Genomic DNA, 24,032 nt, shown 5'->3' with positions numbered 1-24,032 from the left:
TGATTTATGGTGTCTTCATCATCTCACCCCTTCCCCAGTTTGCAGATCTTAGGATCAAAGGCGACTGATCCCCAACTCGTTTCAGGCGTAGAGCGCGCTCTGCAAACCCTGGGGATTGGTTTTCAGCATACTGCGGGGAGATTTTTATTAATGCGCGAGATTGAAGCATTCGAACGCAATGGTCTGCGCCAGTATTGTGCAGAGCGTGGTTGTGATTTGGCCATTCTACCTACTGGCTTTAATCCAAGCACACTGAAAGTCTTGGCCATGGATATGGACTCGACCTTAATCAATATTGAGTGCATTGATGAAATTGCTGACTTTACTGGCAAGAAAGCAGCGGTCGCAGAAATTACTGCAGCCACGATGCGTGGCGAGATCCCAAACTTTGCCGAGAGCTTGCGTCGCCGTGTTGCCCTATTAGAGGGTGCGTCCATCTCGGCTTTGCATTCGGTCTATGAGGAACGCTTACAACTCAATCCCGGAGCCGAGCTCTTGATCAGCGGTGCGCATGAACGTGATATGCACACCCTACTGGTTTCGGGTGGATTCACATTCTTTACCGATCGCATGCAAGAACGCCTTGCCTTGTGCGAGACGCACTCCAATCAGCTAGAGATTGTGAATGATCGACTCACCGGTAAGGTCTTAGGTGAGATTGTGGATGGAGCGGCCAAGAATCGGTTTGTGGAAGCGGCGTGTGCACACTTTGATCTCGATAAGCGCGCTGCAATTGTGATTGGTGATGGCGCCAATGATCTATTGATGATGGCCGACTGCGGTTTGAGCGTCGCCTATCGCGCCAAGGCGATTGTTAAAGAAAAAGCCGACGTCGCTTTAGACAACGTCGGCTTGGATGCAGTCCTCGAACTGCTCTAAGGCTTAGAGTCGCTCAAATACCGCGGCAATGCCTTGACCGCCACCAATACACATGGTGACTAAGCAGTATTTACCGTTGGTGCGATGCAATTCATAAATGGCTTTAGTGGCGATCGCAGCACCGGTGCAACCTACCGGATGACCAAGGGCAACTGCACCACCGTTCACATTGGTCTTTGCTGGGTCCAAACCTAATCCCTTGGTGACAGCAATTGCCTGAGCAGCAAAGGCTTCATTGGACTCAATCACATCCATCTTGTCTAGAGTCAATCCAGCGCGTTGCAAAGCAATCTTGGTTGCGGGAATGGGGCCCTCACCCATGATGTGATTGGGTACACCAGCGACTGCATAAGAGACCAAACGTGCGATTGGCTTTTGTCCAGCTTTGGCAGCCACATCAGCCGCAGCCAAGACCATGAAGGCAGCACCATCGTTAACACCCGATGCATTTCCTGCGGTGACTGTGCCACCCTCTTTTTTGAAGGCAGGCTTCATCTTCGCTAAGGTCTCCATGGTGGTATCCGGTTTGCAATGCTCATCGGTATCAAACACCACATCACCCTTTCGGGTCTTTAATGTAATCGGTACGATTTGGGATTTAAAGCGACCCTCTTTAATCGCTATTGCTGCACGGCGATGGGATTCAACAGCAAAGGCATCTTGATCCTCGCGTGTAATCTTCCATTTCTCAGCCAAGTTCTCGGCAGTGATGCCCATATGACCCACACCAAAAGGATCTGTGAGAACGGCGACCATGAGGTCAATCATCTTGGTATCGCCCATGCGTGCGCCATTGCGCATTGCTGTCGCGCCGTACATCGCGCGTGACATTACTTCAACACCACCGCCCACACCATAGTCATAGTCGTTAAGCATGATGCCCTGCGCAGTGGTCACAATCGCTTGTAATCCTGAACTGCACAAACGATTCACTGCCATCGCGACCGAATCCATCGGGAGTCCCGCTTGAATTGCAGCCACGCGTGAGACATAGGCATAGCGTGAATCAGTTGGCATGGTATTGCCGACCGTCACATAATTAATCTTGGCAGGATCCGCGCCAGAGCGGGCAACGGCTTCTTTCATCACCACGCCAGCCAACTCCGATGGCTCCATACCACTGAGACTGCCACCATAACTACCGATTGCAGAACGCGCTGCACTTAAAACCACGACTTCACGACTCATCATTATTCCTCTCTTTACACATTAGCCGAATAGCTAGTTTTAGCTCATTATCTACACTTGCACAATCAGATCATGCCCTTGCGTATCAAGGACGGTTGCTTTCACAAACTCTCCAACCCGGTAGCGCTTGGAAGGCTTACTGGGCGGGAGGATCCGCACAATCCCATCAATTTCTGGGGCATCTGCCGCACTCCGACCGATCCCGCCCTCTGGGGTCACATGATCAACCAATACCCGAATGCGTTGGTCGACTAATCGCCGTAAGCGCCGGCTCGATTGCTCCTCGGCAAGCGCCATAAAGCGGGAGCGCCGCTCTTCGCGAAGGGGCTCTGGGACTGGGTTGTCGAGCACATTGGCAGTAGCGCCCTCCACCGGTGAATAGGCAAAGCATCCAGCTCGATCGATTTGCGCCTCTTCCATGAATTGCAATAAGGCTGAAAACTCCTCTTCGGTCTCGCCTGGGAATCCAGCAATAAAGGTGCTACGTATCACGAGATCAGGACAAATCGCACGCCATGACTGGATTCGGTCCAGATTTTTTTCACCACTGGCGGGTCGCTTCATGCGCTTGAGGACATCTGGGTGTGCATGCTGAAATGGAATATCAAGATACGGTAAGAGTCCAAATCCCGTGTCCTTGAATTGAGCCATGATCGGCAAAATCTGATCAACATGCGGATAGGGGTACACGTAATGCATCCGCACCCAGGCTTGATGCGATATGGCGAGCTCATGAAGTGCAAGTGCCAAATCGTAAAGACGGGTCTTAATGGGTTTGCCATCCCAAAAGCCGGTGCGGTACTGAATATCCACACCATAGGCACTCGTGTCTTGCGAAACCACCAAGAGCTCTTTAACTCCCGACTCAAAAAGTTTTTGTGCTTCTTGCAACACATCGCCGATGGGACGCGATACCAAATCGCCTCGCATGTTTGGAATGATGCAAAAGCTACAACGATGATTACAACCCTCTGAAATTTTTAGGTAAGCGTAATGCTTTGGCGTTAGTTTGATCCCAGCCGGAGGCACAAGATCCAAAAATGGGTCATGCGGTTTGGGTAAATGGGTATGTACGGCTTGCAAGACTTCAGCAGTTGCATGTGGTCCAGTTACCGCTAATACTTTGGGATGGATGCTAGTAATTAGATCGCTACCATCGGCATTTTTCTTGGCGCCTAGGCAACCGGTCACGATCACCTTGCCGTTCTCGGTGAGGGCTTCACCAATCGCAGACAGACTTTCCTCCACTGCAGAGTCAATAAAGCCGCAGGTGTTGACGATCACCAGATCGGCCCCAGCATAATCTTTTGCGGTCTCATAACCTTCGGCACTTAACTGCGTCAAGATGAGCTCAGAATCCACCAATGCTTTGGGACACCCCAATGAAACAAATCCTACTTTTGCAACCACGAATAATGCCCGATCTTAATGATGTAATGAAAGTCTCTAAGCCCCGTGCTTAGGAGTTGGAATCCGATGTGTCAGATTTGCCTTTGAATGGGAAGCCAGTAAAGAGTTGGTTCGAGCCTTGCATTTGTTCCTGCATTTTTAAGAATAAGTCCTTGCTCTGATCCATATAATTGGTCATTAAATTTTGCATAAAAGGATTTTGCAAGTTCATCATTTGGGTCCAGGCTTCTGTACCACCACCGGTCATCGACTTGGATTGCTCCGCTAATTTTTGCTGCATATCCATAAAGGATTGCATGGTGCGCTCCAAGTGGCTCCCCATCAACCCTTGCATCGAGTGACCATAAAAACGGATCATTTGCTGCAGCATCTGGGTCGTGAAGAGCGGCACCCCGCAGGCCTCTTCTTCAAGAATGATCTGCAAGAGAATGCTGCGGGTCAGATCTTCATCGGTTTTGGCATCGAGAACCTTAAAGCTCTCGGACGCCATGACCAACTGCTTAATGTCAGCAAGAGTTACATAGGTACTCGTCTGGGTATCGTAGAGACGCCGATTGGGGTACTTTTTGATTAGGCGCTCATCGCCAGCCCGTTTTGTTCGTGTAGCCATGGTGATTCCCTTGCTCGCTGTTGCAATGCAGAATTTACCTTAGTTTAGCCTGTATGGATCCCCCCATTGACCGAGAAGTCGGCGCCGGTTGAGAAGGCGCCGTCGTCTGAGGCAATCCAAGCGCAGATTGAGGCAATCTCGTCGGGGGTTCCCAGGCGCTTCACTGGGATTGTGCCAACAATCTTCTCAAGCACATCCTCCCGAATTGCCTTAACCATATCCGTCGCAATATAGCCTGGTGAAACGGTATTCACGGTCACCCCTTTGCTAGCAACCTCTTGGGCTAGCGCCATGGTGAAGCCATGCAAGCCTGCCTTGGCAGTGGAATAGTTGGTTTGACCAAACTGACCCTTCTGACCGTTGACCGAGGAGATATTAATGATCCGGCCCCAGCCGTTATCGATCATGCCATCAATCACTTGCTTGGTTACATTAAAGAGCGAGTTCAGATTGGTATCAATCACCGCCTTCCAATCCTCAGGGGTCATCTTCCGAAACACGCTATCCCGAGTGATGCCGGCATTGTTCACCAAGACATCAACCCGACCTACCTCGGCTTTGACCTTCTCAAAGGCTGCTTTGGTGCTCTCCCAATCGGATACATTGCCCTCAGACGCAATGAACTCATACCCCAAGGCCTTTTGCTCACCAATCCAACGATCCTTGCGGGGCGAGTTCGGGCCGCAACCAGCAATCACCTTAAAGCCGCCTTTGGATAAACGCTGACAGATCGCCGTGCCGATTCCGCCCATCCCACCTGTTACGTATGCAATCCGTTGTGCCATCATCTTCTCCTTGTATTCAGATCAATCGATTAAACCTTTTGCGCCTTTTCTTTGACGTAGGTGCCAGGTGCTGCAACTAATTTTTTGTACTTGCCATGCCCATAATTTTTCGGTGCAGGAATCTGTTTACCACCATATTGAGCGAGCCACTCGGTAAAGTCGGGCCACCAACTACCCGGCACTTCTTTGGCACCTTTGAGCCATGCATCCGCGGTTTTTGGTAAATCAGAATTAGTCCAATAATTGCGTTTCTTCTTATGCGGAGGATTAATTACACCCGCAATATGACCCGAGGCCCCCATCACAAACCGAATCGGCCCCTTCAAAATTTGAGTACTCTGATAACCCGAGTGCCATGGCACGATGTGATCATCACGTGATGCGTAGATGTAAGCAGGGACCTTGATCTTACTTAAATCAATCTTCTCCCCACAGACCTTGAGCTTGCCGGGTTTGGCTAGATCATTTTGCAAGTAAGTATGGCGTAGATACCAGCAATACATCGGGCCAGGCAAATTGGTGGAGTCCCCATTCCAGTAGAGCAAATCAAATGGCGGTGGCGAGTTACCTTTGAGGTAGTTATCCACCACATAGTTCCACACCAACTCGTTGGGTCGCAAGAAGGAGAAGGTATTGGCTAACTCTAAACCAGATAAGAGGCCATAACGCCCTTCAGCACCACCGATGGATTTCTCACGCAGATTGACCAAGGACTCATCAATAAAGACATCGAGGATGCCTGTGTCCGTGAAATCCAATAAGGTGGTGAGCAGCGTTAGGCTTTCGACGGGATCCTGTTTGCGTGCTGCGAGCACTGCCAGTGCGGTGCTCACTAAGGTGCCGCCAACACAGAAACCTAAGATATTGATCTTGTCTTGTTGACTAATTTCCTGTGTAACCCGAATCGCTTCGAGCACTCCAGTGCCCACATAGTCTTCCCAGGTGATGCGATTCATGCTGGCATCGGGATTTTTCCAGGAGACCAAGAACACCGTATGCCCTTGGCTCACCATATAACGCACCACGGAGTTGTCGGGTTGCAAATCCAGAATGTAGTATTTATTAATACATGGGGGAACCATTAAGAATGGTCGCTCATAAACCTGATCAGTGAGAGGCTTGTACTGAATCAATTCAAAGAGCGAGTTCCGAAATACCACCGCACCTTCGGTCTGTGCCAAATTTTTACCCACCTCAAAGCCACTCTCATCGGTTTGGCTCACCTTTCCTTTGCCAAGATCACCCAATAAGTTCAAGATCCCCTTTTGAATCGATTGACCTTGGGTCTTGAGGATAGTCTCCAATGCCTCTGGGTTGGTGGCCAAGAAGTTTGAGGGCGATAAAGCATCAATCATTTGATTGGTCGCAAACTCAATGCGCTGTCGGGTTTTGGTATCGGTCTGCACAGCTTGCACGAGCTCATTGAGATAACGTGCATTCAATAAATAGGTGGAGACTAGTGCTTTGCTCCAAGGGTTTTGCCAAGCCTCGCCCATAAAGCGTCGGTCTTTGAATTCCAATGCGCTGGGATCTTTACCCAATTTACCAAGGTCTTCGAGATATTTGGTTTGAATTTCGGAGAGCTTGTCTGGGGGAATCATGGCCATGTATTGCGGGGCCAAGCTTGGTGAATTACCCAAATTCATGATGATGGTGATCTTCTTAAAAGTGTCAATCAAACTAAACAGTACGTCTCTATTCTCAGGTGATTATGACGCAAGGGTTATAAGCACTAACCCTAGCATTTATCAGGATCGCTGGGCTGAGATGCGGCAATTACCTTGATTGCTAGGGCTTCGGATTGAACCAAATCAAGCTAGCAAAGCGTCCCGTGGGGGTTTCACGGCGATAGGAGTAAAAACGTTCAGGATCACTGAAGGTACATAAATCGCCGCCATAGACCGCACCAATACCCAAGGCTTGAAGTCGGGATTTGGCAATTCGTGGCAGATCGGCCCAATACTTCTCATGGCTTGAGGTCTGATTAGGAATAAAACATGCATCGTCGAGTAGATAATCAAATTGCACTGCTGACTCCATAAACGCAGCACGCACTTCACCGCCCACCTCGTAATGTGCCACCGAGATGCTCGGACCAATCCATGCGAGCACATCGGATGCGGTGCTTGAGGACTCTTTGAGAACTTTGGCTACCGTATTTTCCAGAATACCGGCACATAACCCACGCCAACCCGCATGTGCAGCAGCAACTGCTGTTCCTGATCGATTCGTGAAGAGCACTGGCATGCAATCAGCCGCCAAGATGCTCAACACGGTTTGCGGAGTCGTCGTCACACTCGCGTCCGCCTCAATGATGCAATCGCCGATACCCTCGTGCACACCTTTTGCTAAGACCACATCGGTACCATGCACTTGCTTAATCCAAAATGGTGCTTGCGGTAATAAGGCGTTGAGCAAGGCCCGATTTTGTTGCACGGTTGGCAAATCCTCGCCAGCAAATGCCCCTAGATTGAATTGATCGTATGGTGCTTGACTAAAGCCACCTTGCCGGGTGGTTGTAAAGGCATGCACATTAGTAGGTGCCGGCCAATCGGGTCTCAGAATACGAAGCGGGCTCATGAGGAAGAATCATCAAATGGTTTGGGAAGATCTGCGGCATCCATATGCACTTGCGCATGCAGTTCTAAGAGATCATTTGGAATGGGAGCAAACCATCGCATCGGTTCGTGTGTGCTTGGATGCACAAACTCCAACGCAAACGCATGGAGGGCTTGGCGCTTTAGGAACAATTGACTCGCAGCCGCTGGGATTCGTTTGCGATACACCGGGTCACCTAATAATGGATAAGACAAAGACTCAAGATGAACGCGAATTTGATGGGTTCGACCGGTCTCCAAGCGACACTCCAATAATGAGACCTTACTTTGTTGGTAGGCGCCCAGCGCTAAGCGTTTGTAATGGGTGCGTGCGGCTTTGGCATTGGCTACTCTAGAATCGGCAGGCACCACGGCAATCTTGAGTCGATCGCGTGGGTCACGTGCTAAGGCAGCGTTAATTGTGCCGTGTAATGGAGTATCGCCCCACACCCAGGCCAGATAGCGCCGCTCCACTAAATGATCTTGCAATAGTCGTACTAAGGCAGTTTGGGCCAATGCCGTTCGAGCCACCACAAAGAGTCCTGAGGTGTCTTTATCGAGTCGATGCACAATCCCAGCACGAGGCAACTGGGCGAGCTCCGGGTAATGAAACAGAAGACCATTGAGTACCGTTCCAGTCCAATTGCCAGCCGCGGGATGCATTACCATCCCAGCCGCTTTATTAAAGACCAAGAGATGATCATCCTCATAGATGCAATTGAGTGGAATATCTTCTGGCTCAAATGCATGTTGCTCCGGCATCTCTTGTGGAAAGACACGAATCGCCTCACCGCCTCGCAAAATCTGGCGAGATTTAACGACCTTGCCGTCAACTAGGACCGCTCCTTGATTGGCCCATGCCTGTATCCGATTGCGGGAGTAGTCGGTTAAAAAATGGGCTAAGACTTTATCTAAACGCTCTCCCGCCCATGCATCCGGGATCTCAAGCGCAATGAAATCCTCATCATCGATATAATCAGAGGGATTCGGATCAGGAGTTTGCGGCAATGCCACGCTGGAAGGACCTTATTGTGTTATCTATTCCCCCTATGGGGCACCATCGTGCTAGTTTAAGGCTTGTTGCTCTTGCTTCACTAGTTTCTTCTGTAATGCTTCTCACTTCATGCGCCAATACTAGTACCGATGAAACCTTGGGCTGGTCCGAAGCTAGGCTATATACCGAGGCGCGCGACAAGATGAATGAGAATGATTTTGATAAGTGCGGTCAGTACTTTGAGAAACTGGAGGCGCGCTTTCCATTTGGCCCCTACTCCCAGCAAGCTCAGATTAATTCCGCGTATTGCTTTTGGAAAGCCCAGGAGCCTGCCCAAGCAATGGTGCAAATCGATCGCTTCATTAAGTTGCACCAAGGTAGCCCCAATTTAGATTACGCGTATTACCTCAAGGGTCTGATCACCTTTAATGACGATTTAGGGTTTATGGGAAAGTTCACGGGACAAGATCTGAGTGAACGTGATCCCAAAGCAGCCAAAGAGGCCTTTGAATCCTTCAAGGTCGTGGTGGAACGCTTCCCCAACAGTAAATACGCCCCCGACTCACTTGATCGCATGCGCTACATCGTCAACTCTTTAGCAGAGGCTGATGTGATTGTGGCGCGCTACTATTACGATCGAGGCGCATACTTAGCTGCTGCCAACCGTGCTCAACTCGTGATTCGGGATTACGATCGTGCGCCAGCGGTTGAGGAAGCACTCTTCATTTTGGTTCAGTCCTATCAAGCCTTGGGGATGTATGACTTAAGCTCTGATGCCATGCGGGTCTTTAAGCTCAATTTCCCTGATAGTCAGATCTTTAAAACGGGCAAGCGCGTTCAGAAAGAGCGCAAGTGGTGGCAGTTCTGGATCACTAAATAATTTCGAGCGGTACCCGAGGCGCAATCGCGCATACCAGTTCGTAGCCAATCGTTTGGGCGTGTGTTGCCACATCATCGACATGCAAGTTTTTACCCCACAACTCTACTTTGGTGCCGACGGTTGCCCAGGGCGCATGGGTGAGATCAATGGTTAGCATATCCATCGAGACCTGGCCCGCAATCGGGCAAAGCCGTGATTGGCTTGGATCATCCGCATAAACCCAGACGGGGGCGCCGTCTTTTGCATGACGGGGATAACCATCCGCATAGCCACAAGCAACCACACCAATTCGCATCCGCCCGGTTGCTCGGAATCGTGATCCATAACCCACTGCGTCGCCCGGCTCTAGATCTTGAATCGCAATGATGGAGCTTGATAGGGTCATCACCGCTTGCAAATTGGCATGGGCAATATCCGCAAACTGACCCGATGGAGAAATCCCATGCAACATAATCCCGGGACGGACCCAATCACCTAAGGCGTTACGATGCCATAAGACCGCTGCCGAGTTAGCCAGCGAGGTCTCACCCGCTAATCCATCGATCGTCTTGGTAAAGCACTCCATTTGAGCACCGACTGAGGGCTCGCGATCAACGTAGTCGGCATTTGCAAAGTGAGTCATATGGTTCATGCGGTGCCCGGCGGCATGAAGCCGATGGTAGGCTAATCGATACGCTTCTGGTCGAAATCCAAGACGATTCATTCCTGAGTTGAGTTTGAGAAAGATGGTGACGGGATGGGCTTGCTTTTCAAGCCAAGTCACTTGATTGGGGTTGTGGACCACCACATCGCAGTCCAGCTCAATCACTGACGGAATATCACCCTCTTGGAAAAGACCCTCTAACAGCAAAATGCGCTTGGTCCAGCCCTGCGACCGCAACCAGCGGGCATCATCGAGATCTAAGACCGCAAATCCATCGGTCTGCGAAAGTCCTGCCAACGCCGCCCTTAGGCTATGGCCATAGGCGCGAGCTTTAACCACAGACCATATGCGAGAATTACCCGCGAGTTCTCTGACCCGCCTTAAATTGTGGCCTAATGCAGCAGTGTCAATCGTTGCCAGAATCGGGCGTTCCAGAAATCTCCCCTTTCATGCTCTAATCTAGTAAATGAAGCAATTGTACGAATGAAACCAGGTTTTTACACCATTATGGCGGCGCAATTTTTTTCGTCGCTCGCCGATAACGCCCTGCTAATTGCGGCCATTGCCCTCTTAGCCCAACTCGCTGCCCCGGCGTGGATGACCCCGCTTCTCAAACTGTTCTTTGTGCTCTCCTATGTATTATTGGCTGCCTTTGTTGCAGCCTTTGCTGATTCCAGGCCCAAAGGTCAGGTGATGTTCATCACCAATACGATCAAAATTATTGGTTGTGCCGCGATGCTTTTTGGCGCTCACCCGTTAGCTTCATATGCGATTGTGGGTCTTGGAGCAGCTGCGTATTCACCAGCAAAATATGGCATTTTGACCGAGCTGCTCCCCCCTGAAAAACTCGTGGCCGCCAATGGCTGGATCGAGGGTTTGACCGTGGGCTCGATTATTGCGGGCACCGTCTTGGGTGGTGTGTTGATTAGCACCAAAGTTTCAGCTTCCCTTATGAGTTTTGATTTGCCTTTGTTTAACACAGGTGTTGATAGCCCTGCTGAATCCGCGATCTCGATCATTATGTTTATTTACCTGATCGCCGCACTCTTTAACTTAAAGATTCCGGATACGGGAGCACGCTACCCAGAGCAGCGCTTAGACCCTATTCAGTTGACCAAAGATTTTTTTGTCGGTTTTCATATTTTGTGGCGCGATCGCTTGGGCCAAATCTCTCTGGCAGTTACCACTCTTTTCTGGGGTGCGGGTGCAACCTTACAGTTCATCGTGCTGAAGTGGGCTGAGACCGCGCTGAATATGAACCTCTCGCAAGGGGCTATTTTGCAAGCAGTTTCTGCCATTGGTGTCGCCGGGGGTGCGGTTTGGGCAGCCTCACGTATTCCATTAAAGTCCGCTTTAAATGTCTTGCCGTATGGCGTCGTAATGGGCCTGCTGGTATGCATCATGGCCATCTACCATATTGAATACATCCCATCAATCGTGCTCTTTAAGATTGGCGCCTTGGAAGTCAACTTTAATCTTCTACCTGCTTATATCCTTCTGATCACCGTTGGCTGGTTAGCAGGTTACTTCGTTGTTCCAATGAATGCCCTCTTACAGCACCGTGGTCACGTCCTACTTTCTGCAGGTCACTCTATTGCTGTTCAGAACTTCAATGAGAACCTCTCGGTTCTAATGATGCTCATGCTCTATGCCCTGCTGATTTGGTTAGACGTTCCAGTACCCATCGTGATTACCGGCTTTGGTTTAGGCGTTGCCCTCACCATGTGGCTGGTGATTAAGAAGCATCAAGCCAACCAAGCCGAGTATGACTCGCTGCATCTGATTGGTGAAGCCAAACACTAATTAGAGCGATTGCAATACAGAGCGGGCTAGCAATAGATCTTGCCACAAGAGCGCTTTGTCCTTCGGTCGGTTGAGGCAGTGCGCCAGATCAACGCTGGCGATCAAGGGAATGTCTTGACCAGTAATCTCTAGGACCACATCCCGCAAGTGCGCGAGTGGCTCTTGCTCTCCACTTAAGGTCTGTGCTGCGTGCTCACCGAAGGCAAATGCCACACATGGCAAATGCGTATTCGGTGCTTGCGTATCGGTCGGTGAACGCCATTCCCATTCTTTGGGCAAGAGCCCGAGGGCCAAAATGATGTTCTGGAATAAGCGTTCTTGATCACCACCGGGCGCTTGGCCATAAAACAGCCAATACACCTTAGGCTCCAAATTGGAGATGGCCTGATGAGGCTCAGCATTCGGAGACATGCTGGGTGGAGAGACTTCCGCAGCAGAACGCAAAGACCACTCGGTAATGCCCATTTCTTTTAAGTAACGTGAGCGATCGTCAATGTTCATAGGGTTTTGCAGGGCAATCGATGGCTTTGGTCATCACAATCGCGTCTTCACGCGTACTAGAAGAAGATTCTACTGGGTAATAGGCTTTGCGCCGCGCTAACTCTTCATATCCTGCCTTCTCATAGAGTGCGATTGCAGCACGATTACTGGGACGAACCTCAAGCAAAATCCGCGGGATTGATAAATTAGATGCGATCATTTGGATAGCACTCATGAGTCGAAGGCCTATGCCCTGTTTGCGCAGATCATTATCCACCGTAATATTGAGAAGATGGAGATCATCGACTGCGGGTAGCAAGATGCAATAGGCCCAAATGCGCTTGTCAGGATCGCCTACCTCGCGCAGGCAATATGCCCAATGGCCCGCTTCGATCGAATCGCTAAAGTTTTTGCGCGACCATGGGTGCTGATGCGAAATTGCTTCAATTGCCATGACCGCATCCAGATCGGATTCGGTCATCAGCTCCAGAACCAGCTCAGCCAAGCAAATGACCGGTTGGGGCGGGGCTTGCTGCATCGAGACGTTCTTGGGTAGTGAGAGCCACTTTATTACGAATATAGAGGGGCTCAAGCTGCTCAACCGAAATCGTTTGGTCCGCTTGATAACGCACTTGCGCGAGATCCAAGATGCTAAGTGCATTGGGCACTAGCTGCGAATCAATCTGTCGACCTACAAAATGATCCTTGAAATCATCGGCATACTCAGCAAGGGCATTACCGGAAATTAAATCTTGATGGTTATCCTCAATATACTCTGGGGCAGTTAGTTGTATTGGATGAATCGATTTAGGCTGTGAGGCTTCTATTTGATAGCGAGTCCAATACACTTCACCCATACGGGCATCCAGAGCAATGGTGAATGTCGTGTTTTGAGGCATTTGATGGTGTTGCGCAAACTGCGATGCCATCGCATCAAGACTGGTCACCGGAATTACTGGCAATTGCGAGCCAACCGATAATCCCTGGGCAACTGCAACCGAGAGACGTACTCCAGTAAATGCTCCAGGACCCACACCTACCGCCAGGGCATCCAGATCGGAGAAACGTGCGCCACACTGCTGTAGTAGCTCGCTGCACCATGGCAAGAGATGCTGACTCGCTTTTGATCCAAGTAGCTCATGCCGATACAGAATCGGTTTGTCATCAAAACATAAGGCCACCGAACACCACGAGGTCGAAGTGTCGATGGCCAAGATGCGCATGCTAGATGTCCTGAGTTTAAAACTCTTCGTACAGCGGCAAGGTTAAGAACTCCACAAAATCATCATTGGCAACCAAGTCCTCAAAGATCTTAGCGGCACGATCAAACTGTCCAACAGCACCGGAGTCTTTGACCTTCGTGAGCTCTTCACCAATCAGTTGACGCACTAGCTCAAGGGTGACTTTACGACCGTCGTCGAGAACTCCTTTGGGCGACCGAATCCATTGCCATACTTGTGAGCGGCTAATCTCAGCAGTAGCGGCATCTTCCATCAGATTATGGATGGGCACACAACCGTTACCAGCAAGCCAAGCACCCATGTAATGGATACCTACGTTAATGTTGTAACGCAGCCCTGCTTCGGTGATTGGTCCCTCTGGAGCAAAGTTGAGTAAATCCGCAGCGGTGACCTGAACGTCCTCGCGTTGACGATCAAATTGATTGGGTTTGTCACCCAATACGGCTTTGAACTCATTCATGCACAGCTCAACCAAACCTGGATGGGCAACCCAACTACCATCGTAGCCATCGGTAGCTTCACGACGCTTATCCGTTGATACAGCTGCAAGCGCAATCGCATTCTTCTCAGGATCATTCTTAATGGGAATGAAAGCGCTCATTCCACCCATTGCTGGGGCGCCGCGCTTATGGCAGGTCTTTAAAAGAAAGAGTGCATAGGCGCGCATAAAAGGTGAGGTCATGGTCACCTTCACACGATCGGCCAAACAGAAGTTTTTATCGAGCTTAAATTTCTTAATCGCGGAAAAGATGTAATCCCAACGACCAGCATTTAATCCCGAACTATGGTCACGCAACTCATAGAGGATCTCATCCATCTCAAAGGTGGCATTGATGGTCTCAACCAACACCGTTGCTTTAATGCTGCCGTGCTTCATGCCCAGCTCTTTCTCAGCCATGGTGAAAATATCGTTCCACAAACGGGCCTCTAGATGGCTCTCAATCTTTGGCAAATAGAAAAATGGGCCTAAGCCTCTCGCTTCGAGATACTTACCACTATTAAAGGTGAAGATGGCGAAGTCAAAAATACCGCCTGAGACACGCTGACCATCAACCAAGACATGTTTCTCATCGAGATGCCAACCGCGAGGACGAACAATTAAGGTCGCGGTTTTTTCATTGAGCTTGTATTCCTTACCAAAGAGATTGAGCTCAATATCACGGCGCACGGCTTTCTTTAAATTAACATGCCCTTGCACAATGTTTTCCCAATAGGGGCTATTGGAATCCTCAAAGTCCGCCATATACGAATCTGCACCAGAGTTCAGCGCATTAATCACCATCTTGGCATCGACTGGACCAGTAAGCTCCACGCGGCGAGTTTCCAGTGCTTTGGGTACTGGAGCAATTTTCCAATCACCCTCACGAATGGATTTAGTTTCTGGCAAGAAATCAAGCTTTTGACCGGCGTCTAATTTTTTGGCTAGTTCAACCCGTTTTTTGAGGAGTTCCTGACGGCGTGGCTCGAAGGCGCGATGCAATTTAGCAACGAACTCTAGGGCTTCGGGGGAAACAACGGTTGCAAAATCCGGATTGAGTTTGGCTTTGAGCTCAATGCCACTGGATTCGATGGTTGGGGCGCCAGACATGAATACTCCTAATCGGTTTTAAGGATTAAATGACAAATTGATGACTATTATGCCTGAATTGTTGCACTGCACACAAATTGGGGTTTATGCCAATGCGGCAATTACATCGGGTGGCGCCTGAACAAGTTCAATTAAAACCCCTTCACCCGAGAACATGAACTCCTCGTTCGCTTTGGGATGAACAAAAATGATGTCGTGACCTGCTGCCCCCTTCCGAATCCCGCCGGGGGCAAATCGCAGACCCTGTTGCGTCAACCACTCCACCGCCTTGGGCAAATCATCAACCCACAGACCAATGTGATTGAGTGGGGTTTGATGCACAGCTGGCTTTTTATCGATATCGAATGGTTGCATCAAATCAATTTCAACCTCGTGCGGGCCACGACCGATGGCACAAATATCCTCATCGACGTTCTCGCGCTCGGATACGAAGGCATCTTTGTATTTCAAGCCAAGAAGATCAACCCACAGCGCTTTAAGCTTTTGCTTATCGGTACCACCGATGGCAATTTGCTGAACTCCCAGAATGTTGAATGGTCGACTCATAGTGATCACTTCGCAAACTGAATAATGATTTGATCGACTGCAAGACTCGATCCCTCAGTGGCACATATATCGTCCACCACCCCATCTTGCGAAGCGAATAAAGTGTTCTCCATTTTCATGGCCTCAATCACAACCAATTTCTGACCAGCAGTAACCTTATCACCCTTGGCTACATGTAATTTGGTTAATAGTCCGGGCATCGGCGACAGTAGTAACTTCGATGTGTCAGGAGGCGCCTTATATGGCATACGGCGTTGCAACTCTGCCCCAAATGGACTTAAGACCACGCAGTCAAAATGCACGCCATCTTGCATGAATACATAACCCAAGCCTGGGCGCTCCACTTGCGCACATGCCGTCGGTCCATCATTTAAACGATAGATCAAACGAATCGAACCGGGTTGCCAATCACTCTCCAAGAAATAATCCGTCATCGTGTTCTTGCCTTGATTGGCTTTGACGGATATTTGGTAACCGTGATCACGTTGCTCAATCTTGGTGTCGTAGGATGTGTCACCATGCATCACCACAAACTCTTGGGTAATCTTCATTTCGTGGCCTAAGAGCTGCCCTTCAAGTAATTTGGCACGCTCCAAATAACGACGGTGCACAAAGCTTGCTAAAGCTGGTAAGCGATTCAAGTCACTGGGCTCAACCGATCCTTTTAAAAATCCCTTGGGGAACTCCTCAGCAATAAATCCAGTATTGAACTGGCCCGAGAGAAATCGTGGGTGTTGTAGCAAAGCAGATTGGAACTGAATGTTCGAATGAATCCCCCGAATTACAAACTCATTGAGCGCCCCGCGCATTTTGCTCATTGCCTCCTCGCGGTTGGCACCATGCGTAATGAGTTTTGCAATCATTGAGTCGTAATACATCGGGATCTCGCCACCCTCATATACACCCGTATCAACTCGTACACCATCTTTGGATGCCGGAGGCTGATACTTCACCAAGCGTCCGGTCGATGGCAAGAAGTTTCGTAGAGGATCTTCGGCATTAATGCGGCACTCCATCGCCCAGCCATTGCGCGGAATTTGGTTTTGGGTAAATGCCAACTTCTCACCAGCAGCCACCCGGATCATTTGCTCGACAAGATCAAGTCCTGTGATGCATTCGGTGACCGGATGCTCAACCTGCAAGCGTGTGTTCATCTCTAAGAAGTAAAACGACTTGTCTTTACCAACCACAAACTCCACAGTACCTGCCGATTGGTAGTTAACGGCCTTGGCGAGCGCTACCGCTTGTTCGCCCATGGCCTTACGGGTGGCATCATCCAAGAATGGCGATGGCGCCTCTTCAATCACTTTTTGATGACGACGCTGAATCGAGCACTCACGCTCCCACAAATACACCACATTACCGTGCGCATCGCCTAATACCTGGATCTCAATATGCCGCGGTTCTTCTACAAACTTCTCAATGAAGACGCGGTCGTCACCAAAACTATTAAGTGCTTCATTCTTACAAGCCACAAAGCCTTCGGCCGTTTCTTGGTCGTTATACGCAACACGCAATCCCTTACCCCCACCACCAGCAGAGGCCTTGATCATCACTGGGTAGCCAATTCCCTGCGCAATTTTTACCGCAGCCTGAGGATCATCAATAGCGGCGTTATGGCCGGGGATGGTGTTAACCTTTGCCTCTAAAGCAAGTTTCTTAGACGCAATCTTGTCGCCCATTGCAGCAATCGATTGATATTTGGGGCCAATGAAGATAATGCCCTCTTCCTCAACGCGCTTAGCAAACTCTTCGTTCTCGGACAAAAAGCCATAACCCGGATGAACCGCTTGCGCACCCGTTTCTTTACACGCCGCAATAATGCGATCCATTTGCAAGTAGGACTCGCGCGATGGTGGCGGTCCAATGCAAACGGCCTCATCGGCAATCCGAACATGACGCGCCTCGGCATCCGCTTCGGAGTAGACCGCAACCGTTTGGATTCCCAAGCGTTTTGCAGTTAGCATCACTCGGCAAGCAATTTCACCGCGGTTCGCAATTAAGATTTTCTTAAACATAGTGATTGGTCAGTCGGTTAAATTAAAGAGGGATGTTGCCGTGTTTACGGGGAGGATTTTGCAAATCTTTGTCTTGCAACATCGCGAGTGATCGTGCAATCCGCTTGCGTGATTCGTGGGGCATGATGACATCATCAATGTAGCCACGCCGTCCTGCGACAAAGGGGTTTGCAAACTTCGCTTTGTACTCTGCTTCACGCTCGGCAATCTTTTGCGAATCATTTTTCTCTTCGCGGAAGATAATTTCAACAGCGCCCTTAGGCCCCATCACCGCAATCTCTGCCGAGGGCCAAGCAAAGTTCACATCGCCTCGCAAATGTTTTGATGCCATCACATCGTAGGCGCCGCCGTAGGCTTTGCGTGTAATCAAAGTGACTTTGGGAACAGTGCAATCGGCATAGGCATAGAGTAATTTAGCGCCGTGTTTAATGATGCCACCGTACTCTTGAGCGGTACCTGGCATAAAACCTGGCACGTCGACCAAGGTCACGACCGGGATATTAAAAGCATCACAAAAGCGCACAAACCGAGCGGCTTTAATCGATGATTTGATATCGAGACACCCTGCAAGCACCAAAGGTTGATTAGCAACGATACCGGCAGTCTGGCCGCCAATGCGTGCAAAGCCAATAATGATGTTCTTGGCATAGTCGGGCTGCAACTCAAAGAAGTCTTCATCATCCACAATCTTATGAATCAGCTCTTTCATGTCATACGGCTGATTGGGGTTGAGAGGCACCAATGTATCGAGCGAGTAATCGGGCTCATCCGACCAGACAAGACCGCCCAGAAAAGGGGCTTTTTCTTTATTTGAGAGCGGTAGATAACTGTAGAAACGGCGTAGCATCATGATCGCCTCAACATCGTTATTAAATGCCAAGTCACAGACTCCCGATACAGTGGAATGCGTGTTCGCACCACCCAAATCTTCTGCGGTGACATCTTCGTGGGTCACGGTTTTCACTACCTCGGGTCCAGTGACGAACATGTAAGAGGTGTCTTTCACCATGAAGATGAAATCCGTTAAAGCAGGTGAGTACACTGCACCACCGGCACAGGGACCCATAATCAAAGAGATTTGCGGGATCACACCCGAAGCAGATACATTCCGTTGGAAGATCTCTGCATAACCACCAAGCGAGGCAACCCCTTCCTGAATGCGTGCACCACCAGAGTCATTGAGTCCAATTACGGGCGCACCCACTTTCATGGCCTGATCCATGATCTTGCAGATTTTCTCAGCATGGGCTTCCGATAAAGATCCGCCCAGAACTGTGAAATCTTGCGAGAACACAAACACCAAACGCCCATTAATCATTCCATAACCGGTGACGACACCATCGCTGGGCACCGTTTGATCGGCCATCCCAAAATCCGTGCAGCGATGCTCCACAAACATATCCCACTCTTCAAAGGAGTCTTCGTCGAGCAGTAACTCGATCCGCTCGCGTGCAGTAAGTTTGCCCTTGGCGTGCTGAGCAGCAATGCGCTTTTGACCGCCACCAAGACGTGCTAACTCGCGCTTGGATTCCAATTGAGAAATAATGTCTTGCATAAAAACTCCTATTGAATATCGGGTGTTTGCATCGCGTCTAGTAAGCGACGCGCTGCCACAGAAGGTGCGATCGTGCCCTCATTCACAGCGGCACTGAGTTCGGGTAACAACTGCTGTACTCCAGGATGGTTCTTAAAATTACTTTTGAGAGCGCTATCGATGCGCTCCCACATCCAAGCAGTGGCTTGCTGACGACGACGCTTTTGTAGATGGCCATTCTTCGATTCGAGGGACTGAAAGCGAGTGATCTCATCCCACAATTGCGCTACACCTTGATTGAGAAGTGCGCTCATTTGCATCACCACGGGATGCCATTGCTCAGCATCATGAGCGGCGTGGTCTGGGTTCCCCTGAAATCCCATTAAGCGCAAGGAACTTGTAATAAATGCTTGGGCTCGGGTGGCTGCATCCGGATCTAGATCCGCTTTATTAATCACGATGAGATCCGCGATCTCCATCACACCCTTTTTAATGGCTTGCAGATCATCACCGGCATTGGGGAGTTGCAACAACATAAAGAGATCGGTCATCCCAGCCACCGCAATCTCGCTTTGCCCTACCCCAACGGTCTCCACAATCACGACATCATGTCCCGCGGCTTCGGCTAAGAGCATCACCTCTCGGGTGCGCTCGGCAACACCACCCAAGGTTCCCGAGGATGGACTTGGGCGAATGAAGGCATTCTCATTGACTGACAGCAGTTCCATGCGGGTCTTATCACCCAAGATCGATCCACCAGACAAGCTTGAGGATGGATCAATTGCCAGGACAGCAACCCGATGGCCTTTGGAAATTAAGTAAAGACCTAAGTTCTCAATTAAAGTGGATTTACCAACCCCGGGCACTCCTGAGATTCCGAGACGAAAGGATCGCCCCGTGTGCGGCAAGATGGTGTTGAGTAATTGATCGGCGCGCGCGCGATGATCAAGGCGCGTTGACTCTAATAAAGTAATGGCTTTGGCTAATGCCCGACGTTGCTCCGCACAGGGCTTGCCGAGCAAGGCTGCCACTAACTGCTCATTGCTTGGAGCTTTCGACATTGTGAGGGCTTAGCGCAGGTTGTTCCGAATTTGCTCGAGCACATCTTTTGCAGAGGCGGGGATCGGCGTACCAGGTCCGTAGATGCCCTTCACGCCTGCCTCATACAAAAACTCGTAATCCTGTCGCGGAATGACGCCACCCACAAACACAATAATGTCATCGGCGCCTTGTTTTTTGAGTTCCGCCACAATCGCAGGAACCAAAGTTTTGTGCCCAGCGGCTAAGGTAGAGATCCCCAAAGCATGCACATCGTTTTCAATGGCTTGGCGCGCACACTCCTCCGGTGTCTGGAATAAAGGTCCCATATCCACATCAAAGCCCAGATCAGCATAGGCGGTAGCAACCACTTTGGCGCCGCGATCGTGTCCATCCTGACCAAGTTTTGCGATCATGACGCGCGGACGACGTCCGTACTCTTTGGCAAACTCAGCGATCTCGACTTTAAGTTTTTCCCAACCTTCGGCTGAATCATATGCAGCTGCGTACACTCCGGTCACCTTTTGTGTATCGGCTCGGTGGCGCCCATAAACTTTCTCCAAAGCATCCGACACCTCGCCCACCGTTGCGCGTAAACGAATTGCTTTGACCGCTAAATCTAATAAATTACCTGTATTGTTCTCGGCTGCTGTTGTCAGATCCGCCAAGGCTTGATTCACCTGCGCTTGATTGCGTTTAGCCTTGATGTCCTTTAAGCGAGCGATTTGATTATTACGAACCATATCGTTATCGATGACTAAGACATCCACCAAACTCTCTTCTTCCAGTTTGTATTTATTCACACCCACAATGACATCCGATCCGGAGTCGATCTTGGCTTGCTTTTGTGCAGCAGCCGCCTCAATTTTTAACTTGGCCCAACCACTCTCAACAGCCTTGGTCATGCCACCCATCTGATCCACTTCCAAAATAATTTCCCAGGCGGCATCTGCCATCTCTTGAGTTAATTTCTCCATCATGAACGATCCTGCCCAAGGATCAACTACGCTCGTGATATGGGTCTCTTCTTGCAAAATTAATTGGGTGTTGCGGGCAATTCGGGAGGACATCTCTGAAGGCAAGGCAATTGCTTCATCAAATGAGTTGGTGTGCAGTGATTGCGTTCCGCCAAAGACCGCAGCCATAGCCTCAATCGTGGTGCGCACCACATTGTTATAGGGATCTTGCTCGGTGAGCGACCAGCCTGAGGTTTGGCAATGGGTACGCAACATCGATGACTTGGGATTCTTGGGATTGAACTCTTTCATAATGCGCCACCACAAGATGCGAGCAGCGCGCAGTTTGGCAACTTCCAGATAGAAGTTCATACCGATCGCAAAGAAGAAGGACAGACGGCCGGCAAACTCATCCACATCAAGACCTTTGGCCAAGGCAGTTTTGACGTACTCCTTGCCATCGGCCAGTGTAAATGCGAGCTCTAGGGCTTGATTTGCTCCAGCCTCTTGCATGTGATAGCCCGAGATCGAGATCGAGTTGAACTTGGGCATATTCTTTGCGGTGTACTCAATGATGTCACCGACAATGCGCATCGAGGGTCCGGGTGGGTAGATATAGGTATTGCGCACCATGAACTCTTTGAGAATGTCGTTCTGAATCGTGCCACTCAGTTGCTCTTGCTTCACGCCCTGCTCTTCACCGGCCACGATATAACCTGCCAAGACTGGTAGTACGGCACCATTCATGGTCATCGAGACCGAGATTTTGTCCAAGGGGATGCCATCAAAGAGGATCTTCATATCCTCCACCGAATCGATCGCAACCCCCGCTTTACCCACATCACCCACCACCCGAGGATGGTCCGAGTCGTAGCCCCGATGCGTAGCCAGATCAAATGCCACTGAGACCCCTTGACCACCTCCTTCAAGGGCTTTGCGGTAGAAACGATTGGACTCTTCGGCCGTTGAGAATCCGGCGTATTGACGAATGGTCCAAGGGCGCACCGTATACATCGTCGCTTGTGGTCCGCGCAGATAGGGCTCAAACCCAGGGAGTGAGTTCACATAAGGCAACCCCTGAAGATCATTTTGGGTGTAGAGGGCTTTTAGATGGATGCCGTCGGGGGTATCCCACCCTAAAGCATCCGGGTTGCCATTGGGCGCCGATTTACTGGCTGCTTTTTGCCATTGCTCAAGGGATTGATCGGCTGCAGCTGGCCATTGCCCGCTGGGTTGTGATGCGTTCTTGGTCATAAGCGCCCCATGTGTGCATGAATGTGCATTGATATTTTCATCATTTTGCTTGACTTTTATAGTTTTGTCCATAGAATTGGATACATAATTATGAATTCATAAATGTATTTTAATTAATTAAAATCATAAATAAACAATGACTTACAGAAATAATGAGTAAATTACTTTCAACTCGCCCGCTCTATGAAGAGGTTGCAGATCAACTGCGTAGCCGTATTTTTGCGCATGAACTAGCCCCCGGTGCTTGGATCGATGAACAAAGCCTTGCCAAGGAATTTGGGATTAGCCGCACTCCCATGCGCGAGGCCATTAAGGTGTTGGCGGCTGAGGGCCTCATCACCATGAAACTACGCCGCGGCGCTTATGTCACCGAAGTCAATCGTGGCGATCTTGAGCAAATCTTTACGGTTCTCTCCTTACTGGAAGGTGAAGCTGCCAAAGAAGCTGCCACGAAGGCAAAAGAAAGCGATCTCAATGCCTTGGATGATTTGCACTTGCGTCTTGAGAAAGCAGCCGCTGATCGCAACCTCGATTTATTCTTTGAAATCAATGTTCGCTTTCATGAGCGCATCATCGCGATTGCCGCCAATCCCTGGATGAGCAGCGTGATTGACGATCTTCGTAAGGTTCTAAAACTGCAACGCAAGGACTCGTTATCGCGCACGGGGCGCTTGCAACAATCTTTGAGTGAACACCGCGAGATCCTAAAGGCCCTGCTTAAGCGCGATCCGGTTGCTGCTGAACAAGCGATGCGCACTCACCTGGCCCATGGCTTGGAGGCCGCCAAATAAAAAAGCCCCCAGTTTTAAGTGGAGGCTTTTGAGCTTAAGCGGTGATTTATTTTTTGACGATCAGATCACCAGGAATCGATGCAATATAGGCAGCCATATCTTTTAGATCTTTATCGCTAAATTGCTTCACTTGCGATTGCATGATGGCATTATTACGGCCCACCAGAGAATTACCATCCACTTGGTAGGACTTCAGTGCGTAATACAAATAGTCTTGGTATTGACCCGCAATTTTCGGATAAGCGGGAGCCACTGGGGCTTTGAGGCCAGCGCCATGGCAGGCAGCACAATTGTTCTTTTCAACCAGTTCTTTACCCTTGGCAACATTACCAGCGTGAGCAAACCCAATGGAGGCACTTAACAAGGAGAGGATCAGAGCGGATTTCATCATGTTCTCGATTCCAATTACTTTAAGGGGTTACGGGGAGAGGTTGGCGTTTGAGTCGAGTAGTAGGCAGCCAAGTCAGCCATATCTTGATCGTTCAGACTTCCCGCAATCGCTCGCATGGTTGGATGCTTGCGCTCACCCGATTTATACGCTTTGAGAGAGGCAATAATGTAGTCAGCATTCTGGCCACCGATCTTCGGAACGCGATAGACCTGGGGCCAGTCAGCCCGGTAATCATTAATGGCATGACAGCCTGCGCAAAGCCAGACTTTGGCCTCTCCTGCTTTTGCAGAACCTTTAACATCTTGGGCTTGGGCAGTGATTGAAAATAGACCGGCGAATACTGCAGCGCCGAGCGAAGTAACGATGGCTTTGTTCATATGCGTGATCGTGTTGCAAAATGGTTAAT

23 protein-coding genes are annotated in these 24,032 nt (G+C 49.9%); 4 read left to right on the top strand and 19 right to left on the bottom strand.

Translation table 11 applies throughout. The annotated features are described in order from the left end of the window. The first annotated feature begins 6 nt into the window (after positions 1-6). Complete coding sequence (gene serB, locus QUE66_RS04475) at positions 7-879, top strand: phosphoserine phosphatase SerB (protein ID WP_286224637.1); 873 nt, start codon at positions 7-9, stop codon at positions 877-879. Between the two features lie 3 nt (positions 880-882). On the opposite strand, the gene QUE66_RS04470 is transcribed toward serB, so the two are convergent. From QUE66_RS04470 to QUE66_RS04440, 7 genes are all read right to left on the bottom strand, one after another. Next, complete coding sequence (locus tag QUE66_RS04470; protein ID WP_286224636.1) at positions 883-2,067, bottom strand: acetyl-CoA C-acyltransferase family protein; 1,185 nt, start codon at positions 2,065-2,067, stop codon at positions 883-885. Positions 2,068-2,118: 51 nt separating this feature from the next. Continuing rightward, a complete protein-coding gene (gene rimO, locus QUE66_RS04465; RefSeq protein WP_286224635.1) occupies positions 2,119-3,477 on the bottom strand; it encodes a 30S ribosomal protein S12 methylthiotransferase RimO in 1,359 nt (452 codons plus the stop codon). A 49-nt stretch (positions 3,478-3,526) separates the two neighbouring features. After that, the gene (gene phaR / locus QUE66_RS04460) at positions 3,527-4,087 is read right to left on the bottom strand and encodes a polyhydroxyalkanoate synthesis repressor PhaR (RefSeq protein ID WP_286224634.1); all 561 of its coding nucleotides are present in this window, start codon (positions 4,085-4,087) and stop codon (positions 3,527-3,529) included. A gap of 44 nt (positions 4,088-4,131) precedes the next feature. Then, entirely contained in the window at positions 4,132-4,872 is a 741-nt protein-coding gene (locus QUE66_RS04455) for a 3-ketoacyl-ACP reductase (protein WP_286224633.1), read from the bottom strand. Positions 4,873-4,901: 29 nt separating this feature from the next. After that, positions 4,902-6,518 carry a class I poly(R)-hydroxyalkanoic acid synthase gene (gene phaC / locus QUE66_RS04450; RefSeq protein WP_286224729.1) on the bottom strand — a complete coding sequence of 539 codons (1,617 nt, stop codon included), beginning with the start codon at positions 6,516-6,518 and terminating at the stop codon, positions 4,902-4,904. Between the two features lie 142 nt (positions 6,519-6,660). Then, entirely contained in the window at positions 6,661-7,452 is a 792-nt protein-coding gene (gene pgeF, locus QUE66_RS04445; protein WP_286224632.1) for a peptidoglycan editing factor PgeF, read from the bottom strand. After that, positions 7,449-8,483: an RluA family pseudouridine synthase gene (locus QUE66_RS04440; RefSeq protein ID WP_286224631.1), complete on the bottom strand. Its 1,035-nt coding sequence runs from the start codon at positions 8,481-8,483 to the stop codon at positions 7,449-7,451. The genes pgeF and QUE66_RS04440 overlap by 4 nt, the downstream gene beginning before the upstream one ends. A gap of 35 nt (positions 8,484-8,518) precedes the next feature. Here QUE66_RS04440 and QUE66_RS04435 point away from each other — a divergent pair, with 35 nt between their 5' ends. After that, positions 8,519-9,343, top strand: a complete 825-nt coding sequence (locus QUE66_RS04435) for an outer membrane protein assembly factor BamD (RefSeq protein ID WP_286224728.1) — start codon at positions 8,519-8,521, stop codon at positions 9,341-9,343. On the opposite strand, the gene alr is transcribed toward QUE66_RS04435, so the two are convergent. Next, complete coding sequence (gene alr, locus QUE66_RS04430; RefSeq protein ID WP_286224727.1) at positions 9,336-10,421, bottom strand: alanine racemase; 1,086 nt, start codon at positions 10,419-10,421, stop codon at positions 9,336-9,338. The genes QUE66_RS04435 and alr overlap by 8 nt on opposite strands. 48 nt (positions 10,422-10,469) lie before the next feature. On the opposite strand from alr, the gene lplT reads away from it, so the two are divergent. Then, positions 10,470-11,789: a lysophospholipid transporter LplT gene (gene lplT, locus QUE66_RS04425; RefSeq protein WP_286224630.1), complete on the top strand. Its 1,320-nt coding sequence runs from the start codon at positions 10,470-10,472 to the stop codon at positions 11,787-11,789. Here lplT and QUE66_RS04420 read toward each other — a convergent pair whose 3' ends face one another. From QUE66_RS04420 to scpA, 9 genes are all read right to left on the bottom strand, one after another. After that, complete coding sequence (locus QUE66_RS04420) at positions 11,790-12,290, bottom strand: DNA polymerase III subunit psi (RefSeq protein ID WP_286224629.1); 501 nt, start codon at positions 12,288-12,290, stop codon at positions 11,790-11,792. Continuing rightward, positions 12,280-12,807 carry a ribosomal protein S18-alanine N-acetyltransferase gene (gene rimI / locus QUE66_RS04415; protein WP_286224628.1) on the bottom strand — a complete coding sequence of 176 codons (528 nt, stop codon included), beginning with the start codon at positions 12,805-12,807 and terminating at the stop codon, positions 12,280-12,282. Before rimI ends, QUE66_RS04420 begins: the two co-directional genes overlap by 11 nt. Then, the gene (tsaB, locus tag QUE66_RS04410; RefSeq protein ID WP_286224627.1) at positions 12,767-13,492 is read right to left on the bottom strand and encodes a tRNA (adenosine(37)-N6)-threonylcarbamoyltransferase complex dimerization subunit type 1 TsaB; all 726 of its coding nucleotides are present in this window, start codon (positions 13,490-13,492) and stop codon (positions 12,767-12,769) included. Before tsaB ends, rimI begins: the two co-directional genes overlap by 41 nt. A gap of 16 nt (positions 13,493-13,508) precedes the next feature. After that, positions 13,509-15,098, bottom strand: coding sequence for a malate synthase A (gene aceB / locus QUE66_RS04405; RefSeq protein ID WP_286224626.1), 1,590 nt, complete (start codon positions 15,096-15,098; stop codon positions 13,509-13,511). Between the two features lie 84 nt (positions 15,099-15,182). Then, positions 15,183-15,644 (bottom strand): VOC family protein, encoded by a 462-nt coding sequence (locus tag QUE66_RS04400; protein WP_286224625.1) that lies wholly within the window; start codon positions 15,642-15,644, stop codon positions 15,183-15,185. A gap of 5 nt (positions 15,645-15,649) precedes the next feature. Next, complete coding sequence (accC, locus tag QUE66_RS04395) at positions 15,650-17,662, bottom strand: acetyl-CoA carboxylase biotin carboxylase subunit (RefSeq protein ID WP_286224624.1); 2,013 nt, start codon at positions 17,660-17,662, stop codon at positions 15,650-15,652. A gap of 22 nt (positions 17,663-17,684) precedes the next feature. Further along, the gene (locus QUE66_RS04390; RefSeq protein ID WP_108508348.1) at positions 17,685-19,217 is read right to left on the bottom strand and encodes an acyl-CoA carboxylase subunit beta; all 1,533 of its coding nucleotides are present in this window, start codon (positions 19,215-19,217) and stop codon (positions 17,685-17,687) included. Between the two features lie 8 nt (positions 19,218-19,225). Next, positions 19,226-20,257, bottom strand: a complete 1,032-nt coding sequence (gene meaB / locus QUE66_RS04385) for a methylmalonyl Co-A mutase-associated GTPase MeaB (protein ID WP_286224623.1) — start codon at positions 20,255-20,257, stop codon at positions 19,226-19,228. 9 nt (positions 20,258-20,266) lie between these two features. Beyond that, complete coding sequence (scpA, locus tag QUE66_RS04380) at positions 20,267-22,444, bottom strand: methylmalonyl-CoA mutase (protein WP_286224622.1); 2,178 nt, start codon at positions 22,442-22,444, stop codon at positions 20,267-20,269. A 152-nt stretch (positions 22,445-22,596) separates the two neighbouring features. Here scpA and QUE66_RS04375 point away from each other — a divergent pair, with 152 nt between their 5' ends. Further along, a complete protein-coding gene (locus tag QUE66_RS04375) occupies positions 22,597-23,235 on the top strand; it encodes a GntR family transcriptional regulator (RefSeq protein WP_286224621.1) in 639 nt (212 codons plus the stop codon). A 46-nt stretch (positions 23,236-23,281) separates the two neighbouring features. Here the strand turns inward: QUE66_RS04375 and QUE66_RS04370 are convergent, their stop codons facing one another. Both QUE66_RS04370 and QUE66_RS04365 read right to left on the bottom strand, forming a co-directional pair. After that, positions 23,282-23,623 carry a c-type cytochrome gene (locus QUE66_RS04370; RefSeq protein WP_286224726.1) on the bottom strand — a complete coding sequence of 114 codons (342 nt, stop codon included), beginning with the start codon at positions 23,621-23,623 and terminating at the stop codon, positions 23,282-23,284. 17 nt (positions 23,624-23,640) lie between these two features. Then, positions 23,641-24,003 (bottom strand): c-type cytochrome, encoded by a 363-nt coding sequence (locus tag QUE66_RS04365; protein WP_286224620.1) that lies wholly within the window; start codon positions 24,001-24,003, stop codon positions 23,641-23,643. Positions 24,004-24,032 lie beyond the last annotated feature (29 nt).

The sequence above is a fragment of the Polynucleobacter sp. HIN6 genome (assembly GCF_030297575.1).
In the GTDB taxonomy this organism is placed as follows: domain Bacteria; phylum Pseudomonadota; class Gammaproteobacteria; order Burkholderiales; family Burkholderiaceae; genus Polynucleobacter.
Note: the sequence above shows the minus strand (reverse complement) of the source record. Positions and strands in the feature narration are given on the sequence as shown.

Bases quoted from the DNA above. Each gene is read 5' to 3' on its own strand.
- serB (WP_286224637.1), top strand. From the start codon at position 7: ATGGTGTCTTCATCATCTCACCCCTTCCCCAGTTTGCAGATCTTAGGA.
- QUE66_RS04375 (WP_286224621.1), top strand. From the start codon at position 22,597: ATGAGTAAATTACTTTCAACTCGCCCGCTCTATGAAGAGGTTGCAGAT.
- phaR (WP_286224634.1), bottom strand. From the start codon at position 4,087: ATGGCTACACGAACAAAACGGGCTGGCGATGAGCGCCTAATCAAAAAG.
- aceB (WP_286224626.1), bottom strand. From the start codon at position 15,098: ATGTCTGGCGCCCCAACCATCGAATCCAGTGGCATTGAGCTCAAAGCC.
- tsaB (WP_286224627.1), bottom strand. From the start codon at position 13,492: ATGCGCATCTTGGCCATCGACACTTCGACCTCGTGGTGTTCGGTGGCC.
- QUE66_RS04365 (WP_286224620.1), bottom strand. From the start codon at position 24,003: ATGAACAAAGCCATCGTTACTTCGCTCGGCGCTGCAGTATTCGCCGGT.
- QUE66_RS04455 (WP_286224633.1), bottom strand. From the start codon at position 4,872: ATGGCACAACGGATTGCATACGTAACAGGTGGGATGGGCGGAATCGGC.
- QUE66_RS04470 (WP_286224636.1), bottom strand. From the start codon at position 2,067: ATGAGTCGTGAAGTCGTGGTTTTAAGTGCAGCGCGTTCTGCAATCGGT.
- QUE66_RS04390 (WP_108508348.1), bottom strand. From the start codon at position 19,217: ATGCAAGACATTATTTCTCAATTGGAATCCAAGCGCGAGTTAGCACGT.
- lplT (WP_286224630.1), top strand. From the start codon at position 10,470: ATGAAACCAGGTTTTTACACCATTATGGCGGCGCAATTTTTTTCGTCG.
- QUE66_RS04435 (WP_286224728.1), top strand. From the start codon at position 8,519: ATGGGGCACCATCGTGCTAGTTTAAGGCTTGTTGCTCTTGCTTCACTA.
- QUE66_RS04370 (WP_286224726.1), bottom strand. From the start codon at position 23,623: ATGAAATCCGCTCTGATCCTCTCCTTGTTAAGTGCCTCCATTGGGTTT.
- rimI (WP_286224628.1), bottom strand. From the start codon at position 12,807: ATGCAGCAAGCCCCGCCCCAACCGGTCATTTGCTTGGCTGAGCTGGTT.
- pgeF (WP_286224632.1), bottom strand. From the start codon at position 7,452: ATGAGCCCGCTTCGTATTCTGAGACCCGATTGGCCGGCACCTACTAAT.
- scpA (WP_286224622.1), bottom strand. From the start codon at position 22,444: ATGACCAAGAACGCATCACAACCCAGCGGGCAATGGCCAGCTGCAGCC.
- phaC (WP_286224729.1), bottom strand. From the start codon at position 6,518: ATGAATTTGGGTAATTCACCAAGCTTGGCCCCGCAATACATGGCCATG.
- QUE66_RS04400 (WP_286224625.1), bottom strand. From the start codon at position 15,644: ATGAGTCGACCATTCAACATTCTGGGAGTTCAGCAAATTGCCATCGGT.
- accC (WP_286224624.1), bottom strand. From the start codon at position 17,662: ATGTTTAAGAAAATCTTAATTGCGAACCGCGGTGAAATTGCTTGCCGA.
- meaB (WP_286224623.1), bottom strand. From the start codon at position 20,257: ATGTCGAAAGCTCCAAGCAATGAGCAGTTAGTGGCAGCCTTGCTCGGC.
- QUE66_RS04420 (WP_286224629.1), bottom strand. From the start codon at position 12,290: ATGAACATTGACGATCGCTCACGTTACTTAAAAGAAATGGGCATTACC.